14 protein-coding genes are annotated in these 18,348 nt (G+C 62.4%); 11 read left to right on the forward strand and 3 right to left on the reverse strand.

Annotated features, from left to right (window positions below; all coding sequences use genetic code 11):
* Positions 1-70 precede the first annotated feature (70 nt).
* On the reverse strand, positions 71-2,467 hold the full coding sequence (locus tag B5E67_RS02875) for a glycogen/starch/alpha-glucan phosphorylase (RefSeq protein ID WP_087245484.1): 2,397 nt from the start codon (positions 2,465-2,467) through the stop codon (positions 71-73).
* A gap of 690 nt (positions 2,468-3,157) precedes the next feature.
* Here B5E67_RS02875 and B5E67_RS02880 point away from each other — a divergent pair.
* From B5E67_RS02880 to mgsA, 9 genes are all read left to right on the forward strand, one after another.
* A complete protein-coding gene (locus B5E67_RS02880; protein WP_087245486.1) occupies positions 3,158-3,550 on the forward strand; it encodes a cell division protein ZapA in 393 nt (130 codons plus the stop codon).
* A gap of 50 nt (positions 3,551-3,600) precedes the next feature.
* Positions 3,601-5,676 (forward strand): U32 family peptidase, encoded by a 2,076-nt coding sequence (locus B5E67_RS02885; RefSeq protein WP_087382672.1) that lies wholly within the window; start codon positions 3,601-3,603, stop codon positions 5,674-5,676.
* An 82-nt stretch (positions 5,677-5,758) separates the two neighbouring features.
* Entirely contained in the window at positions 5,759-6,205 is a 447-nt protein-coding gene (gene dut, locus B5E67_RS02890; RefSeq protein WP_087245491.1) for a dUTP diphosphatase, read from the forward strand.
* A 9-nt stretch (positions 6,206-6,214) separates the two neighbouring features.
* On the forward strand, positions 6,215-6,796 hold the full coding sequence (locus tag B5E67_RS02895) for a Maf family protein (RefSeq protein ID WP_087382674.1): 582 nt from the start codon (positions 6,215-6,217) through the stop codon (positions 6,794-6,796).
* A 237-nt stretch (positions 6,797-7,033) separates the two neighbouring features.
* On the forward strand, positions 7,034-8,056 hold the full coding sequence (locus B5E67_RS02900; RefSeq protein WP_087245495.1) for a rod shape-determining protein: 1,023 nt from the start codon (positions 7,034-7,036) through the stop codon (positions 8,054-8,056).
* Positions 8,057-8,189: 133 nt separating this feature from the next.
* Positions 8,190-9,020: a rod shape-determining protein MreC gene (gene mreC / locus B5E67_RS02905; protein WP_242956736.1), complete on the forward strand. Its 831-nt coding sequence runs from the start codon at positions 8,190-8,192 to the stop codon at positions 9,018-9,020.
* A gap of 43 nt (positions 9,021-9,063) precedes the next feature.
* Complete coding sequence (gene mreD, locus B5E67_RS02910; RefSeq protein ID WP_087245497.1) at positions 9,064-9,597, forward strand: rod shape-determining protein MreD; 534 nt, start codon at positions 9,064-9,066, stop codon at positions 9,595-9,597.
* Between the two features lie 46 nt (positions 9,598-9,643).
* A complete protein-coding gene (locus B5E67_RS02915; RefSeq protein ID WP_087382678.1) occupies positions 9,644-11,704 on the forward strand; it encodes a penicillin-binding transpeptidase domain-containing protein in 2,061 nt (686 codons plus the stop codon).
* Between the two features lie 182 nt (positions 11,705-11,886).
* Positions 11,887-12,294, forward strand: coding sequence for a methylglyoxal synthase (gene mgsA / locus B5E67_RS02920; protein ID WP_087245502.1), 408 nt, complete (start codon positions 11,887-11,889; stop codon positions 12,292-12,294).
* Between the two features lie 94 nt (positions 12,295-12,388).
* Here the strand turns inward: mgsA and mnmA are convergent, their stop codons facing one another.
* Positions 12,389-13,456, reverse strand: a complete 1,068-nt coding sequence (gene mnmA, locus B5E67_RS02925) for a tRNA 2-thiouridine(34) synthase MnmA (RefSeq protein ID WP_087382681.1) — start codon at positions 13,454-13,456, stop codon at positions 12,389-12,391.
* A 1-nt stretch (position 13,457) separates the two neighbouring features.
* Entirely contained in the window at positions 13,458-13,919 is a 462-nt protein-coding gene (rnhA, locus tag B5E67_RS02930; RefSeq protein ID WP_087245506.1) for a ribonuclease HI, read from the reverse strand.
* A gap of 545 nt (positions 13,920-14,464) precedes the next feature.
* On the opposite strand from rnhA, the gene B5E67_RS02935 reads away from it, so the two are divergent.
* Both B5E67_RS02935 and B5E67_RS02940 read left to right on the forward strand, forming a co-directional pair.
* Positions 14,465-16,270, forward strand: coding sequence for a ribonuclease J (locus tag B5E67_RS02935; RefSeq protein WP_087382683.1), 1,806 nt, complete (start codon positions 14,465-14,467; stop codon positions 16,268-16,270).
* Positions 16,271-16,328: 58 nt separating this feature from the next.
* Positions 16,329-18,308, forward strand: coding sequence for a DHH family phosphoesterase (locus tag B5E67_RS02940; RefSeq protein WP_242956738.1), 1,980 nt, complete (start codon positions 16,329-16,331; stop codon positions 18,306-18,308).
* Positions 18,309-18,348: the final 40 nt, after the last annotated feature.

Raw genomic sequence — 18,348 nt, forward strand, 5'->3', positions numbered from 1 at the left:
AAATGGGGGAAGCAGACCCCATGTGCGCGCGGGCGCGGGACCACTTCCCCCAAAAAGGTTCAAAATGCGATTACTTGACGGTGGGTGCGTGCCAGATGTCCCGAGCGTAATCCAGGACGGAACGGTCGGCGCTGAAGATGCCGCTGTTGGCGATGTTCTTCAGGCTCATCTTGGCCCAGCCCTCGCGGTTGGCGTAGAGCTTCTGCAGGTCGCTCTGGGCGCGGCGGTAATCCTTGAAGTCAGCCATGACCATGTAGGGGTCATTGGTGAACAGGTTGGAGGTGACCTCGTGGAAGTTCTCGCCGTTCCAGCCGCGCTCCAGGAAGTTTAGCACTTCGTTGGCGATGTCGTCGCCGGTGATGAAGGAGCTGGGGTGATAGCCTACACGCTTGAGGTTCTCCACCTCCTGGGTCAGCATGCCGAAGATGATCTCGTTCTCGCTGCCTGCGGCGTTGGCAATCTCCACGTTGGCGCCGTCCAGGGTGCCCAGGGTGATGGCGCCGTTCAGCATGAACTTCATGTTGCCGGTGCCGGAAGCCTCGGTGCCGGCCAGGGAGATCTGCTCCGAAACCTCAGAGGCGGGCATCAGGTGCTCGCTCAGGGAGACGCAGTACTCTTCCAGGTAGACAATGCGCAGCTTCTGGTTGACGTCGGGATCGTTGTTGATCAGGTCGCCCAGCTTGCAGATCATGCGGATCATCTGCTTGGCCATATAGTAGCCGGGGGCTGCCTTGGCGCCGAAGATATAGGTCTTGGGGATGAAGTCGGCGTTGGGGTTGGCCTTCAGGTACAGGTACTGGGCAGCGATGTTCAGCGCATTCAGGTGCTGGCGCTTGTATTCGTGCATCCGCTTGACCTGGCAGTCAAAGATGGAGTTGGGATCGATGACCTGGCCGGTGCTCTTGGCCAGGTAGTTGGCGAACTCCTGCTTGTTGGCCAGCTTGATCTTGTTCAGCTCGGTCAGAACGGTCTTGTCGCCGGCATAGGCGTTCAGCTTGCTCAGAGCCGAGGCGTCGTGCTTGTACTCGGTGCCGATGGTCTCATCCAGCAGCTTGCACAGGCCGGGGTTGGCGCCCAGCAGCCAGCGGCGGTAAGCGATGCCGTTGGTGACGTTCTTGAAGGCGGCCGGCTTGTACAGGTAGTAGTCGTGGAAGACGCTCTGCTTGATGATCTCGCTGTGCAGCTTGGACACGCCGTTGATGCTGTTGGAGGTGTAGGCGCAGATGTTGGCCATGCGGATCTGGTTGTCGCCGATCAGGGCCATATAGTCGATCTTGCCCTTGTCGCCGGGGAATGCCTTGTTCAGGTCGATGCGGCAGCGGCGGTCCATCTCGCAGACGATCTGGTAGATGCGGGGCAGGGTCATCTTGAAGATGTCCACATTCCACTTCTCCAGAGCCTCGGCCATGACGGTGTGGTTGGTGTAGGAGAAGACCTTCTGGCAGATCTCGAAGCTCTTGTCCCAGTCAAAGCCGCACTCATCCAGCAGGATGCGCATCATCTCGGGGATGGCCAGGGTGGGATGGGTGTCGTTCAGCTGGATGGCCACCATGTCGGGCAGGTTCTCCAGGGTGCCGTAGGTGGACAGATGGTTCTGGACGATGTCGCCGATGGAGGCAGCCGACAGGAAGTACTGCTGGCGCAGACGGAGAATCTTGCCCTCCACGTGGTTGTCGTTGGGGTACAGAACCTTGGAAATCAGCTCAGCTGATGCGCTCTTGCTCATGGCGGTGCTGTAGTTGCCCAGCGAGAAGCTGGACATATCGAAATCGGGAGCCTTGGCCTGCCACAGACGCAGCTTGGCCACGCCGGATCCGTCGTAGCCCTGGACGTACATGTCCGAGGGGACAGCCATGACGCTGTTGTAGTTCATGTGCTGGACGTAGTGGAAGCCGTGGTCCCAGTTCTCACGGATTTCGCCGTCAAAGCGGACCTCGATGGCCTGCTCGGGATGGCTCTTGAGCCAGACCTGGCCGCCGGGCAGCCAGTTGTCGGCGCGCTCCTGCTGCCAGCCGTCCACGATCTTCTGCTTGAAGATGCCGTACTCGTACAGGATGGAGTAGCCGGTGCCGCCGATGCCGGTGGTGGCCATGCCGTCCAGATAGCAGGCAGCCAGACGGCCCAGACCGCCGTTGCCCAGACCTGCATCGGGTTCTTCCTCATAGATGGTGTCGACGTTGATGTCGGCGGCGGCCAGTGCATCCTTGCAGACCTTGTCCAGGCCGAGATTGAGCAGGCTGACCTTCAGGCTGCGGCCCATCAGGAACTCCATGCACAGATAGTACACCTGCTTGGAGCCCGTGCCGATCACCTTCGACTGGAACTTCTTGTAGTTGTCGCTCATCATCTGACGGCAGATCAGGGCCAGAGCACGATAAATCTGCTGGTTGGAGGCAACCGACAGATCCACGCCGTACTCACTGGTCAGCTTGTTCTGCAGAAGGGTAGAGAATTCCTTGGTTGTCATACGTGTAATCTCCTGTCCATATGAGATAGGTGGCGCAGCCGATGAAAAAGGCGGCATTCAGAGCCTGTTGCGGGCGCTGGATGTCCAGCTGCACGCCCTTCGGTGCGGCTGAAAGGCCCTATGCGCCCTCCAGCCTGCCTGACTTCCCCCGGGCGGCAGCCACACCGCAGTTTGCGGTGCGTCGGCGCTGCAGCCTGTAGCTGGTGGAACGACAGATGGCCTTCCGGCGTCATGGCCGTTTCAGATACACTGTAGTAAAAAACAACGGAAATACCGCGGTAACTTGCCGTGTTCATTCCGCGTTCATAACACAACAATGTTATTATAATCACTTCCCGTGTTGAATGCAAGGAAAAGCGGTATTTTTTCCGTATCCGCCATATTTTCAAGAAAAAGTTTGTGCTGAAAGTGCAGGAATTTCAAATTGGCTCTTTCTCTTGCGGGCCAATTATATTATAATAGGGTCAAACAAAAGGGCTTCTGCCGTGCCGGGGCGCCCCGTTCAGAAGGGAAACTCGGGGAGAAATGGCAGGAGAAACTCCCATGCACGCATCTTGTCTGAACAAGAAACGGGAATAAGGCGGTAAAAACCTGCCTTTTTGGCCCGAAAGATCCCCGCTTTGAGTGGGAAATGACCGGCACAACCGGGAACCGGGCCGGTGTTTGCAAGGAACGGAAAGCGAGGCTGCTATGGTAAACAAAGTACGTGTCAACATTGCGGGGGCGCAGTACGCCTTCGCCACCACTGATTCCGAAAAATACATTACCTCCCTGGCCGAGAAGCTGGACCGGGACATCGGCAAGCTGATGGAGGCCAATCCCAGCCTGCCTGTGACCAAGGCGGCGGTGTTCTGCGCCATGGATTATCTGGACGAATATCAGAAGAGCACCGGCAGCGCGGAGAATATGCGCAGCCAGATTCAGGATTATATTGCCGACGCGGCCCGGGCCCGCTCGGCGGAGGACAAGCTCCGGGCCGAGAACGAGGCCCTGCGCCGGGAGGCGGCGGCCCTGCGGGAACAGCTGGACCGCCTGCGCCGCCACGACAAGGACAAAGAGAAAGACAAGGACCGCCAGCCGTAACCAGAGGATGGGCAGCCGGGCGGCACACCATACACAAGCAGAGGAGAACTATGGCACGAATTGAGATCCTGGCCCCTGTGGGCAGTGAAGAAATGCTCCGCGCCGCCGTGTACAGCGGCGCCGACGCGGTTTATCTGGGATTTGCGGGCTTCAACGCACGGAGCGGCGCGGGGAATTTTGACGCCGCCAGCCTGTGCGAGGCAGTCCGTTTTTGTCATGCCCGCGGGGTGCGGGTGCACGTGGCGATGAACACTACCGTCTATGCCGGCGAGCTGGACAACCTGGCCGGTGCGGTGCGGGCGGTGGCGGCCAGTGGCGCCGACGCGGTGATCTGCCAGGACATGGCGGTGGCCGAGCTGTGCCGCCGGATTGCCCCGGACCTGCCCCGCCACGCCTCCACCCAGATGAGCGTCCACACCCTGGAGGGCGCCCTCAAGATGGCCGAGCTGGGGTTCAGCCGGGTGATTCTGGCCCGGGAACTGAGCCTGCCCGAGATGGAAAAGATCACCCGGGGCTGCGGCATTGAGACCGAGTGCTTTGTCCATGGCGCTCTCTGCATGAGCATGAGCGGCCAGTGCTATATGTCCGCCTTTCTGGGGGGCCGCAGCGGCAACCGGGGCTCCTGTGCGGGCCCCTGCCGTCTGCCTTTTGACGCCAACCCCCTGCCCGAGGGCCGCCCCGGCAGGGCGCATCACCTGTCCCTGAAGGACAATTCGGTCATCGACCAGTTGGACAAGCTGGAGGCGGCAGGCGTGGCTTCGGCCAAGATTGAGGGCCGCCTGCGGACGCCGGAATATGTGGCGGCGGCGGTCAACGCCTGCCTGGCGGGTCGGGACGGCCTGGCCTACGACCAGGAAGTCCTGCAGAACGCCTTCAGCCGCTCGGGCTTCACTTCGGGCTATCTGGATGGAAAGATCGACGGCACCATGTTCGGTACCCGCAGCGAGGCGGATGCTGAACAGACCCGCCGGACCCTGCCGGCCCTGCGGGAACTTTACCGCCGGGAACGGCCCCGGGTACCGGTTCAGATGAAGCTTGAGGTCAGCCCCGACGGGGAAAAGCTGACCGTCACCGACCCGGAGGGCAACCGGGGCATTGCCTACGGGGAGGCCGAGCCCCAGCCGGCCCGCACCGACCCCGCCGACGCCCTGCGCCGCAGCCTGTCCAAGACCGGCGGCACCCCCTTTGAGGCGGGGGACATCCAGATTGAGATGGACGACGGCCCCTGGTATCTGCCGGGCAGCGCCGTCAACGAGCTGCGCCGTGCAGCCCTGGACAGCCTGCTCCAGAAGCGGGAGGTCCTCCGTCCCTGGACGGTGGAAGCGGTGGCATTGCCGCCCCTGACCCGGCGGAACGCTCCCGGCCGGCCCCAGCTCTGGGCCCGGTTTGAAAAGTGGGAGCAGGTGCCCCAGCGGGCTCTGGATTCGGATGGGCCGGTGCGGCTGATTCTTCCCATCGCCGAGGCGGGCCGGATTCCCGAGGAACTGCGGGGCAAGACCATCCTGGAGCTGCCCCGGGCCATGTTCGGCGCGATGGAAACCGACACCCTGCGCCGGGTGGCCGAGGTCAGAGAGATGGGATTTGCCGGCTTTGAGGCCAATAATATTGCCCATCTGCGGATTTGTCAGGGCCTGCCCCTCACCGGCGGCATCGGCCTGAACCTCACCAACCCGCTGGCGGCCCAGTTCTATGCGGATCAGGGCCTGTCGGCCATGCTGGTGCTGCCCGAGGTGAAGGACAGCGAAATGGCCTTTATCGCCCCCACCCATGGGGGAAAACCGGTGCCCACCGGGGCCCTGATCTATGGCCATATGCCCCTGATGCTCACCCGGGCCTGCCCCCTCCAGAATATCCACGACTGCGCCCATTGCAGCCGGGAGGGCGTCCTCACCGACCGGAAAGCCAAGAAGTTCCCGGTGCGGTGCGGAGGCGGCGTCCGGACAGTCTATAACCCGGTGCCCCTGTATATGGGGGATAAGCCGGGCCTGCTGCCGGTGGATTACGGCGTGGCCTATTTCACCATTGAGAGCCGGGAAGAGGCCGGGACGGTTCTGGACCAGATTCTCCAGGCTGCACCCTTTGACGGGGAGTTCACCCGGGGCCTGTATTTCAAAGGCACCAACTGAGACGCTGGGCCCCGCCCGAAAAAGGCCGGGCGGGCGCAGCCCTTACATTATATAATATCAAGAAGAAAAGGAATGTTCTGCCATGCAGCAAGTCACTGTAAAATATAAAGTACTGGACGCCCGGGCCCATGTGCCCGCCTATGCCACCGCCGGAGCGGCCGCCGCCGATCTGTGCGCGGTGCTGGATGCACCCATGACCCTGGCCCCCATGGAGCGGGCCCTGGTTCCCACCGGCCTGGCCATCGAACTGCCCGGCCCCGAGACGGTGGCCCTGGTGTATGCCCGCAGCGGCCTGTCCATCAAGCATGGCCTGTGCATGGCCAATGGCGTGGGGGTCATCGACAGCGACTACCGCGGCGAACTGAAGGTCCCCATGGTGAACCTGGGCCAGGAGAGCTATACCATCCAGCCCGGGGAGCGGGTGGCCCAGCTGTGCATTGCACCGGTGTATACGGCGGCCTTTGTTCCGGCCGAGACCCTGGGGGATACCGCCCGGGGCGAGGGCGGCTTTGGCTCCACCGGCAAGTGAGGAGGCGGGATCATGAAACTGATTTTAGCCTCCGGCAGTCCCCGCCGCAGGGAACTGCTGAGCCTGTATACCACCGACTTTGAGGTCTGCGCCAGCGATTTTGACGAGCGGGCGATTCAGGCCGAATCCCCCGCCGCCCTGGCCGAAGCTCTGGCCCGGGGCAAGTGCCTGGCGGTGTCGGGCCAGAACCCCGGCTGCCTGGTGGTGGGCAGCGACACGGTGGTGGAGCTGGACGGGGAAGTGTTCGGCAAACCCAAAGACGCCGACGACGCCCGCCGGATGCTGCGGGCCCTGTCGGGCCGGACCCATCAGGTCCACACCGGGGTCTGCGTCTCGGACGGCACAACCGCCGAGAGCTTTGTGGATACCTGCAAGGTGACTTTTTTCCCCATCTCCGAGGAGGAGATGGAACGCTGCATTGCCAGCGGGGAACCCTTTGATAAGGCCGGGGCCTACGCCATCCAGGGCCAGGCAGCCCTCTGGCTGGACCGGCTGGAAGGGGACTATTACACCATCATGGGCCTGCCCGTCAGCCGGACGGCCCGGCTGCTGGAACGGGTTTCGGGGAAAAATCTTGCAGTTCAAAGATGAAAAAAGGGGGAAAAATTGTCAAAGCACTTGTGAAAACGGGGCTTTGTGACTATAATAATGAGAGGACTGGCCTGCCCTGGGGCTGAAAGCAGGGCAGACCGCCGGAAAGGGAAAGCATCTGGACCCTCCGGCCGCCTGTGGCGGGAGGGATCTTCCAAGATAACGGCAGGCGCGGGCAGGGCCCGGGCTGGGCCGGGAGATTGAGGCAACTGGAGTTTAGAAGGAGTTAGCTGCGCTATGAGTTTTTTGTCTAAGGATATCGGGATTGACCTGGGCACCGCCAATACCCTGGTGTATATGAAGGGCAAGGGGATCATCATGCGGGAGCCGTCGGTGGTGGCGGTGGATACCCGCAACGATGAGGTTCGTTGCGTGGGCGCCGAGGCCAAGGCGGTCATCGGCCGTACCCCTGGCAGCATCGTGGCGGTCCGTCCCCTGAAGGACGGCGTCATCGCCGATTTTGATATCACCGCCAACATGCTGGAGAACTTCCTCAAGAAGGCCTGCGGCAACAGCCTGTTTGCCCGGCCCCGGGTGGTCATCTGCATTCCCTCGGGCGTCACCGAGGTGGAGCGCCGCGCTGTCCGTGAGGCAACCCTCAAGGCCGGCGCCCGTCAGGTGTCGGTGATCGAGGAGCCCATGGCCGCCGCCATCGGCGCAGGGCTGCCCATCAGCGAGCCCACCGGCAGCATGATCGTGGACATCGGCGGCGGCACCGCCGAGATCGCCGTCATCTCTCTGGGCGGCATCGTGGCTTCCCGCAGCGTCCGCATGGCCGGCGATATGTTCGACCAGGCCATCATCGCCTTCATCAAGCGCAAGTATAACCTGCTGATCGGTGAGCGCACCGCCGAGCAGATCAAGATCGACATCGGCTCCGCCTACAAGCTGGAGGAGGAGATGACCATGGAGATCAAGGGCCGCAACCTGGTGGACGGCCTGCCCAAGAACATTGTGGTTCACTCCGAGGACGTCCGCGAAGCCCTGCTGGAGTGCCTGGTCAAGATCACCGACGCCATCAAGGAGACCCTGGAGCGCACCCCGCCCGAGCTGAGCGCCGATATCATCGACCGCGGCATCACCCTGACCGGCGGCGGCGCCCTGCTGCGCGGCCTGGATAAGCTGATCCAGAGCGAGACCGGTATCGATGTCCATGTGGCCGAGGACCCCCTGGATTGTGTGGCCACCGGCGCCGGCGCGGTGCTGGACCATGTGGATGTGCTGCACGACGTGCTGGACACCGACGGGGATCATATGTAAGACATTTGGGCCGGACGGAGCGCCCGGGATGTATATTCCGGCCCCAAAACCGGCATAACCATAAAAGCGAAAACAAGAGCGCGGATGGCACCGGCTGTCCGCGCTTTTTCACCCAGTGAAGGGGAGGCGGGCCGTGAAAGATTTTTTTGAGACCTGGAAATTCAGGATTCTGATCGCGGTGGCGGTCTTTCTGGCCGGGCTGATGGCGTATGCCGCGGCCAATGGCCGGCTGACGGCCGCTCCGCAGGAGCTGCTGAGCGTGGCGGTGGCGCCCTTCCAGAAGGTGGCCTCCCTGGTGGGCGGCGGGGTGTCGTCGGTGTGGGAAAAATACACCTCCATCGACGAGACCATGGAAGAAAACGAGGCTCTCCGGGCCGAAAACGCCGAGCTGCGCCGCCAGCTGGTGGACTATGACCAGCTCAAGGCCGAGAACGAGGCCTTCAAAAACCTGGCCGGCATCCAGGAGGATAACCCCGAGATGAGCTTTGTTTCGGCCTTTGTCATCGGCCGGGACGCTCTGGACGCCTTTGGAGGCTTCACCCTGGACAAGGGCACCGCCCACGGGGTGGAGCGGGGCGACACCGTCATCGACGACGAGGGCCAGCTGCTGGGCACCGTCATTGAAGCCGACCTGACCAGCTGCCGGGTGCTGACCATTCTGCACCCCAGCTTCAACGCGGCGGGCGTGGTGTCCCGCACCCGGGACAACGGCATCCTCACCGGCGACGCGGCCTACGCCGCCAAGGGGCAGTGCGTCTTCACCGACCTGTCCCGCGAGTCCATGGCGTCGGTGGGGGATGAGATCATCACCACCGGCCTGGGCGGCGTCTATCCGCCGGATATCCTGGTGGGCCGGATCGTCAGCATCGAGCCGGAGGCCAGCGGCACATCGGTCATCGCGGTGATTCAGCCCGACGCCGACGTGCTGGGGGTCAAGCAGGCCTTCATCATCACCGACTACTGAGCTTCCAACCGTTTTGGATCACCGTTAGAAAGGCGGGACTTTGATGGAATCACGCCGCAAGCGCAGGCGCTCCCAGTTTTATAAGTGGGGCCTGTATGTTCTGCTGCTCCTGGCCTGCACTGTGCTGCAGACTGTGCCGGGGTTTTTGCAGTTCGGGCAGGCCAAGCCGGTCTTTCTGCTGCCGCTGGCCCTGGCCGTGGCCGTCTGGGAGGATGAGTTCTCCGGGGCACTGTTCGGCGCAGTCTGCGGCCTGATGTGGGATTATACCGCCGGCCGGACGGTGGGACTGCTGGCCCTGGCCCTGATGATGCTGAGTTTCGGGGTGTCGGTGGCCAGCCAGCTCTACCTCAAACTGACCCAGACCAACTTTGCCCTGGTGACTGCCGGGGCGCTGGCGCTGGTGCTGTGCAGTGACTTTCTGTTCTATTACGCCATGCCGGGCTACAGCAATATGCTGGAGCGCTTTGTGGGCTATGTGCCGCTGACCGTCCTGATGAGCGCTGTGCTGTCGGTGCCGCTCTACCGGGCCGTCCGGTGGACCAGCGAGACGTTTAAAATCGACAACGGCGTCATCTAGCGCCCGGCCCGCGGCCGGCCAAACGCCGAAAGGGGGGACCCTCACCATGGATGAACATAAAATCGTGACCCGGCGCCTGGCGATGCTGATAGCTGTCGCCCTGGCGGTCTTTGCGCTGTATGTTTTGCGGCTGATCTTTTTGCAGCTGGTCCATGGGGATGAGTTTGCCGCCCGCGCCACCAGCACCACCGAATACCGCTTCAACGTCACAGCGGCCCGGGGCGACATTGTGGACAGCGCCGGCCGCCGGATTGCCACCAGCACCACCTGCTACAATGTGGAGCTGAGCAAGCTGCTGATCGGGGACAATGACCTGAACGAGACCATCCGCAAGGCGGTGGAAATCCTGCAGGCCAACGGCGAAAGCTGGAACGACGGCCTCCTGATCAGCTACGCCGACGGGGCGGGGAACTACGACTTTACCGGAGATCCCGCCAGCCAGAGCGACCAGAACGCCATTGCCGCGGTGAAGGAGGCCCTGGGCCTCCAGCAGTACGCCACCGCCAACGACGTGATGGACCGCCTGATTGAAAAATACGAGCTGGAAAGCTACGACCCCACCTGGCAGCGGATTCTGGGAGGAATCCATTACCAGATGGAGCAGGAAGCTTTTTCCAACGTGAACAACTTCACCCTGGCCGAGAACGTCTCGGACAAAACCGTGGCCACCGTCAAGGAACACAGCCTGACCCTGCCGGGTGTGGAGATTGCCGAGACCAGCGTCCGCAGCTACACCGACGGCACCATTCTGCCCCATGTGCTGGGCCGGGTGGGCAAAATCACCGCCGAAATGTGGCGCGTCACCGATGAAAACGGCCAGGTGACCTATCCTCTGCGGGATAAGGGCTACGCCATGAACGACGTCATCGGCATCTCGGGCCTGGAATCGGCCTATGAGGATCAGCTCCGGGGCCAGGACGGCGTTGAGACCATTACCCGGGACAGCGACGGCGTCATCATCGACACCAGCATCACCACCGAGCCGGAGCCCGGCAAGACGGTGATGCTCACCGTCAACAGCGAGTTCCAGAAGGCGGTGGACGACGCTCTGGCCCGCAACGTCCAGCAGATTGCCGCCACCTACAACGTGGACGCCAGCGCCGGCGCAGTGGTGGTCATCGACGTCAAGACCGGCGGAATCCTGGCCTGCTCCAACTATCCCAGCTACGACCAGAATCTCTATAGCACCCAGTACAGCGCGTACAGCGCCGACCCCGGCCTGCCCCTGTACAACCGGGCGCTGCAGGGCCTGTATACCCCCGGTTCCACCTATAAGCCCTCGGTGGCGGTGGCTGCACTCATCAGCGGGCTCATTGACCGCAACAGCACCGTCTACTGCAACGGCGTTTACAATTACTTCAGCGATTACCACCCCCGCTGCACCCGTCACGGCCACAGCGGCAACATCGATGTGGTGACCGCCATCAAGTGGAGCTGCAATATCTTCTTCTACGACGTGGGCCGCCGGCTCACCAGCGATGTGTACGATGATTACGCCTATCGCCTGGGCCTGGGCACGCCTACCGGCGTGGAGGTCAGCGAGTCCACCGGCCGCCTGACCACCAAGGAGGACTCCAACTACACCGCCTCTCTGGAAGTCCAGGCCGCCATCGGCCAGGGCAATACGGTGGTCACTCCGGTGCAGCTGGCAACCTATGCCGCCACCATCGCCAACAAGGGCGTCCGGTACCGGACCCATTTTGTGAAGGCCCTGCTGGACACCAACACCGGCGAGGTTCTGGAAGAGGTGGAGCCCGAGATTGTGGAGATCATCGAGGACGACGTGGGCGCTTTTGATATCGTGGAAGAGGGCATGGTGGGCGCGGCCCAGACCGTCGCCGGCCTGGCCAACTACCCCTACACCATCGCCTGTAAAACCGGTACCCCCCAGCGCAGCGAAAAGACCCCTTCGGGCAGCTACTACACCAACTCCACCATCATCGCCTATGGCCCGGTGGAGGACCCCCAGATTGCGGTGGGCATCGTGGTGGAATACGGCGGCGGCGGTTCCCGTACCGGCGAGCTGGTGGCGGATATTTTCAACGCCTATTTCTTCGAGCGTTCCAACGGAATGACCCCTGTTCAGGAGGGTCAGCTGCTGGAGTGATGGATACAAAAATAAAAGAATTTTTCGTATCTGTAGGAAAAATCTCGTCTCATTCTAAAAAAATTGAAGGTTCTGTATAAAAACGGTTGCTATTCTGAGAAAAATGTGGTAACATTATGATTGGAATGGCAGCATATTTGATTGGTATTGATTTTGAGTCTAGGCAAAGGAGATGGATACGGATGACGATTGCGCTGATCGCACATGACTCTAAAAAGGAATTGATGGTGCAGTTCTGTACGGCGTATTGCCGTATCCTCAGCCAGAACCAGCTTGTGGCCACCGGAACAACCGGCAAATTGATTGCCGAGTCCACCGGTCTGCCGGTCAAGCGGTTTCTGTCGGGCAAACAGGGCGGTGACCAACAGATCGCGGCCCGCATTGCATGCAATGAGATTGACCTGCTCATCTTCTTCCGGGACCCGATCAATGCCAAGCCCAGTGAACCCAATGAAATGACCCTGCTGCGTCTGTGCGACGTACATAATATTCCGATGGCGACCAATATCGCTACCGCCGAGGTGCTGATCCACGGTCTGGAGCGCGGTGACCTCGACTGGCGGAGTATTGTGAACCCGCCCCAGGCCTGATCGCAGGAATAAGAAAGTGTGAAAAGAACCCCGCCGCCCGGTTCGGTCCGGAAGCGGCGGGGTTCTTTTTTGATGTGTTTTGGATGCCGGCGGATTATTCGGCCCGCAGGATGAAGCCGCTGCCCACCACGGCGCCGTCCTGATAGAAGGCGGCGGTCTGGCCGGGCGCAGGGGCCCGCACCGGCTCCTCAAAGACCAGGACAGTCTCCCCGTCGAAGCGGGCGGGCTGGGCCTTGGCGGCGCTGCGGACCTTGACCTGATAGGTTCCGGCAGGCAGGGGAGCGCCGTCGGGAGTGACCAGGTCGGCCACCGTTACGGTGGTGAAATATTCCTCTCCGGCCCGAGCCAGCTGAATGTCGCCATTGTCCAGGATGGAGCGGATGAACACCGGCTCGCCCAGGGCGATGCCCAGGCCCTTGCGCTGGCCCACCGTGTAGTGGAGGACGCCCTTGTGGGGGCCCAGGTCCTCCCCGTCGGGGGAGATGAACCGTCCGGCCTTGCCGGACAGGCCCCGCTCCTCAATGTAGGCGGCGTAGTCCCCGCTGGGAATGAAACAGATCTCCATACTGTCGGGAGCGTCGGCACAGTCCAGGCCGAAGTCCCGGGCCATTTCCCGGACGTCGTCCTTTTCAAATTCGCCCAGAGGCAGAATCAGACGGCTGAGGACCGCCTGGTCCAGCCGGCTGAGCATGTAGCTCTGGTCCCGGGCAATGCTTTCGGGCAGGTGAATCCGGCTGACGCCGTCGGCGTCCACCTCCACCCGGGCATAATGGCCGGTGGCGATGTACTGGATGCCCAGACGGTCGGCGGCCGCCAGCAGGGCGGTGAATTTTACCGCCGGATTGCAGCGGACGCAGGGATTGGGGGTGCGGCCGGCGCAGTAGTCGGCGCAGAAGGGGGTCACCACTTCTCGCTCAAACAGCTCCTGGGCGTCCAGCACCAGGCATTCGATGCCCATCTGCTGGGCGGCCCGCTGGGCTGCCTCCACCGCCCCGGCGTGGGCGTCGGAGAAGCGGATCACCGCGCCGGTCACTGCGAAGCCCTGCTGCTGCAGCACCCGCACCGTCACGCTGGAGTCCACCCCTCCGCTCATCCCCACCAGGACCTTGTCCTGCTCCTCGTAGGTGTCGAACCCGTTGCCGGGCAAAAATGCGTCGTTCATGTCAATTCTGCCTCCCGCCATGTGCTTTGCTCTGGGCTACGGCCAGCTGGTCGCACCGCTCGTTTTCGGGGTGCCCCGCGTGGCCCTTCACCCAGATGTAGGTGATGGTGTGTTTTTCAGCCAGCTCCAGCGCCTTGGCCCACAGGTCGGCGTTCAGCGCGGGGGACTTGTCGGCCTTTTTCCAGCCCCGGGCCCGCCAGGATTTGGCCCAGCCCTTTTCCAGCCCGTTGATGACATACTGGCTGTCGGAACAGTAGCGCACCTCGCAGGGCTCTTTCAGCAGGCCCAGCGCCTCGATGAAGGCTGTCAGCTCCATCCGGTTGTTGGTGGTGGCGGCATCCCCGCCGCTCAGTTCCTTTTCATAGACTTTTTCGCCGCTGCGGTACCGCAGAACCGCTCCCCAGCCGCCCGGGCCGGGGTTGCCGCTGCAGGCGCCGTCGGTGTAGATCTCAACCTTTTTCATCCTGTTCTCCTGCAAAACGTAAAGAGCATTCTACCTCTTATATTAGAGGCACCGGACCCGTTCTGTCAAGCCCAAATGCACAGGCCGCGGGCCGGGGCCGCAGCAGGGGGCAGGGGAGCCGCTGGGCATTTTTGGAAAAAACATCCGCCCGCCCCGGGGCTTTGTCGCACATACGATGCATTTTGCCTCCCGGGCCGCCCTGTATGCTCCCGGGGGTGGTATATTTGGTGACTGCGTCGCCCAAGCTTGAATTGACAAAAGCGGGTGCAGATACTATAATTGTTCCAAATAGAACGCGCGGAAGGGTGCATGTACAGCATGCGCCTGCCATCCCGGGGGCTGGCCGCGGTCGCATTGAGCAGATGGACCGTGCAGGCTGACCCAAGGCCCCGGGGGCAAAAAAGATCTCATCGATCACAAAAAAGATCATAGAGCCGGAGACCGGCTTTTTATAATACGATTGTTTACCGGAGACCGGGCAGAACGCCGCGGCCTCCCCGTCGGCATGGGTAAGATACCCTGCCGCATTTGTTTTGGAGGTACAAATGGCACAGGCAAAAGAGAATACGGGCAGCCCGTCCAGCAACGCAAGACGGAACAATTCCAGCGGTGAGGGCCGGACCCAGCGCCCCCGCCGCCCCATGTATACCCGGCGCCCCCGGCGTCCTCAGAACGTCCAGAAGGGCGGCGCCCGCGTGCCCATCCACATTTATCCTCTGGGCGGCCTGGGAGAAGTGGGCAAGAATATGACCCTCTACGAGTGCTGCGGCGATATGATTATCGTGGACTGCGGCCTGGTTTTCCCCGACAGCGAGATGTACGGCGTGGATATGGTCATCCCCGACTTCACCTTTGTGCTGCAGAATAAGGACAAGATCAAGGGCCTGCTGATTACCCACGGCCATGAGGACCACATCGGCAGCATTCCCTACCTGCTGCAGAAGATGGACCTGCCGGTGTACGGCACCAAGCTGACCCTGGGCCTCATCCGCAACAAGCTGGAAGAGTTCAACCTGGCGGGCCGCACCCACTTTGTGGAGATCACCCCCAAGCAGAAGCTGCGTCTGGGCTGCTTCACAGTGGAGCCCATCCACGTCAACCACTCCATCCCCGATTCGGTGGGCTTTGCCATCGACAGCCCGGCGGGCGTCATCATCCAGACCGGCGACTTCAAGATCGACTACACCCCGCTGGCCTGCGGCCCTACTGATCTGACTACCCTGGCTGAATACGGCCGCCGCGGCGTGCTGGCCCTGCTGAGTGATTCCACCAACGCCGAGCGCCCCGGCTTCACCGCCACCGAACAGAAGGTGGCCGCCGGCGTCCACAACCTGTTCACCCAGGCCCGGAACAAGCGGATCATCATTGCCACCTTTGCGTCCAATATCTACCGCATCCAGCAGATCATCGACCTGGCGGTCCAGGAGGGCCGCAAGGTGGCTTTCAGCGGCCGCAGCATGGTGAATAATACCGCCATGGCCCAGGAGCTGGGCTATATGCACATCCCCGACGGCACCCTCATCAACATTGAGGAGCTGAACCGCTACGCCCCCGAGGAAGTGGTGCTGATCACCACCGGCAGCCAGGGCGAGCCTTTGAGCGCTCTGTCCCGGATGGCTTCCTGCAGCCACCGCCAGGTGCGGGTGGGCCCGGGCGACTTCATCATCATCTCGGCCAACCCCATCCCCGGCAACGAAAAGAGCGTCACCAAGATTGTCAACGGCCTGCTGATGCTGGGCGCCGAGGTCATCTACGAGAGCATGTACGACGTGCACGTCTCGGGCCACGCCTGCCAGGAAGAGCAGAAACTGATGCTCACCCTGACCAAGCCCAAGTACTTCCTGCCGGTCCACGGCGAGTACAAGCAGCTGAAAAAGCATGCCCTGACGGCGGCCAGCCTGGGCATCCCCCACAGCAATATCCTCATCGCCGAGAACGGCTCCAACGTCATCCTGACCCAGGACGAGATCAAACTGGGCGACCCGGTGACCGCCGGCGCCGTGATGGTGGACGGCCTGGGCGTGGGCGACGTGGGCAATGTGGTCCTGCGGGACCGCAAGCACCTGTCCGAGGACGGCCTGGTCATCATTGTGGCCACCGTGGACAGCAAGACCGGCAAAGTCCTGGCCGGGCCCGACCTGGTGAGCCGCGGCTTTGTCTATGTGCGTGAAAACGAAAGCCTGATGGACGGCGCCCAGAGCACCGTCGAGATGGCTCTGAACCGCTGTGTCGAGGAGCACGTCCGCGACTGGAACAGCGTCAAGACCCGGATGCGCGAGGCTCTCAGCAGCTATATCTACCGGCGTACCAAGCGCAGCCCGATGATTCTGCCCGTTCTGATGGAGGTCTGAGCAAGACCTGCGGGCATAGTTTTTCCTCCCCGGGAGGAAGGGAAGAGAGGCATCCGCCATGAAGCAAAAACCCAGATGGACGCTGGAAATGTTTACGGCGGGCTTTGCGCTGCTGGCAGCTGTGCTGATGTTGCTGCTGCTGATGGTGCAGCCGGCTGTCTGGCCTGTGCTGCTGGTACTCGTCGTTTTGTGCGGGGTGCTGGTGGTGGTGTCCCGGTATCGCGTGCGCCGCTGGGCGGCGCGCTGGGTGACCGGCACCAGCTTTGAGAACTCCAAGACCCAGTACAGCCTGGCATCCCTGTCCCAGCCGGCAGCCCTGCTCAGCGGGGACACGGTGGTCTGGTATAACATCCCCTTCCGGGATTATGTGCTGAACGGTGCCGACCAGCTGGCCGGCCGGGTCAACAAACTGCTGCCGGGCCTGGAACTGGCCCAGTGCGGCACCCCCAACGGCCAGGTTCTGGCCTGCGCCAGCGGTGTGTGGCGGATTCACGCCTCCACCGTGGACGGCGAGGGGAAGGAGAAAACCAGCATTCTGGTCCTCAACGACGAGACCGCCCTGCGCAAAATCGAGAACGAATACAAGGCCAGCCGCCCCGGCTATATGATTTTCTCGGTGGACGGCTACGACGACGTGTTCAGCGATATGCTGGACAGCGAGAGCGCCCGCCTGCTGGAGCGAATCAACCGCACCATTGAGGGGATGATCGCCCGGGGCACCGGCTTCCTCCGCCGCGTGGCCAATGGCCGCTATATCGCGGTGGTGGAGGAGCGTCAGCTGGAGCAGTTTGCCCAGCAGGGCTACGACGTGCTGGATAAAATCCGCGCCCTGGAGCCCAGCGTCAACCTGTCCATTTCCATCGGCATCGGCCGGCGGGCCCCCACGCTGCATGAGGCCCAGGAGATGGCGGTGCAGGCTCTGGACATGGCCCAGGGCCGCGGCGGCGACCAGGCCGCCGAGATGACCCCCGACGGCTTCACTTTCTACGGCGGCGTCAGCCACGGCGTGGAAAAGCGCAGCAAGGTCCGCAGCCGTATTGTGGCCGAGGCCCTGGTGGAACTCATCAAGGCGGCGGACCATGTGGTCATCATGGGCCACCGGATGAGCGATCTGGACGCCATTGGCTCAGCCGAGGGCGTGCTGCGGATCTGCAAGATCTGCGACGTGCCGGCGGTCATTGCCGTCCGGCGGGAGGCCACTTTGGCCACCAGCCTGATCCATGCCATTGAGGACGCCGGCCAGGAGAGCGACTTCATTGATCCCCGCAGCGCCCTGGCCATCATCACCAAAGAGACCCTCTGCATCGTGGTCGATACATACCAGGTTGGCCAGGTGGAGAGCAAGGAAATTCTGGACAAGTGCGGCAAAGTCGCGGTCATTGACCACCACCGCAAGGGCGTGGGCTATATCGAGAACGCCGTTCTGGTCTGCCATGAGCCCTACGCCTCCTCGGCCAGTGAGCTGGTCACCGAGCTGCTCCAGTATGTGGGCGGCCGGGACGACAAGCCCACCCGGGTGGAGGCCGAGGGCCTGCTGTCCGGCATCATGCTGGATACCCGGAACTTCAGCCTTCACACCGGCGTGCGCACCTTTGAGGCGGCCGCGGCCCTGCGCCGCTACGGAGCCGAAACCGAGCGCGCCTGGTCCCTGTTTGACGTCAGCCTGACCGAGTACAACTCCAAGGCGGGCCTTGTCTCCAAGGCGCAGATGTACAAGGGCTGCGCCGTGGTTCTCAGCGGCGAACTGCCGGCGGAGGCCCAGGTGGCCGTTCCCCAGGCAGCCAACGACCTGCTGAGCATCGAGGGAGTGCAGGCCAGCTTTGTGGCGGTTCAGACCGGCAGTATGGTCAAGATTTCGGCCCGCAGCATGGGCCAGGTCAATGTCCAGGTCATTATGGAGAGCCTGGGCGGCGGCGGCCATCAGACCATGGCGGCCACCGTCCTCAAGCACACCTCCCTGGACCAGGCCCGGGAGCGCCTCCACGCCGCCATCGACGGCTACCGTGCGTCCCAGAAGAAGGGCAGCGCCAAGGACTGATGTCCCGGCGCGCCTCCATCATCCGCTGAACGGGTGCGGC

The sequence above is a fragment of the Faecalibacterium sp. An122 genome, assembly GCF_002160895.1.
GTDB lineage: Bacteria > Bacillota > Clostridia > Oscillospirales > Ruminococcaceae > Faecalibacterium.

Bases quoted from the DNA above. Each gene is read 5' to 3' on its own strand.
- mreD (WP_087245497.1), top strand. From the start codon at position 9,064: ATGGAATCACGCCGCAAGCGCAGGCGCTCCCAGTTTTATAAGTGGGGC.
- B5E67_RS02880 (WP_087245486.1), top strand. From the start codon at position 3,158: ATGGTAAACAAAGTACGTGTCAACATTGCGGGGGCGCAGTACGCCTTC.
- B5E67_RS02935 (WP_087382683.1), top strand. From the start codon at position 14,465: ATGGCACAGGCAAAAGAGAATACGGGCAGCCCGTCCAGCAACGCAAGA.
- B5E67_RS02900 (WP_087245495.1), top strand. From the start codon at position 7,034: ATGAGTTTTTTGTCTAAGGATATCGGGATTGACCTGGGCACCGCCAAT.
- B5E67_RS02885 (WP_087382672.1), top strand. From the start codon at position 3,601: ATGGCACGAATTGAGATCCTGGCCCCTGTGGGCAGTGAAGAAATGCTC.
- B5E67_RS02915 (WP_087382678.1), top strand. From the start codon at position 9,644: ATGGATGAACATAAAATCGTGACCCGGCGCCTGGCGATGCTGATAGCT.
- rnhA (WP_087245506.1), bottom strand. From the start codon at position 13,919: ATGAAAAAGGTTGAGATCTACACCGACGGCGCCTGCAGCGGCAACCCC.
- mgsA (WP_087245502.1), top strand. From the start codon at position 11,887: ATGACGATTGCGCTGATCGCACATGACTCTAAAAAGGAATTGATGGTG.
- mnmA (WP_087382681.1), bottom strand. From the start codon at position 13,456: ATGAACGACGCATTTTTGCCCGGCAACGGGTTCGACACCTACGAGGAG.
- B5E67_RS02875 (WP_087245484.1), bottom strand. From the start codon at position 2,467: ATGACAACCAAGGAATTCTCTACCCTTCTGCAGAACAAGCTGACCAGT.
- B5E67_RS02940 (WP_242956738.1), top strand. From the start codon at position 16,329: ATGAAGCAAAAACCCAGATGGACGCTGGAAATGTTTACGGCGGGCTTT.
- dut (WP_087245491.1), top strand. From the start codon at position 5,759: ATGCAGCAAGTCACTGTAAAATATAAAGTACTGGACGCCCGGGCCCAT.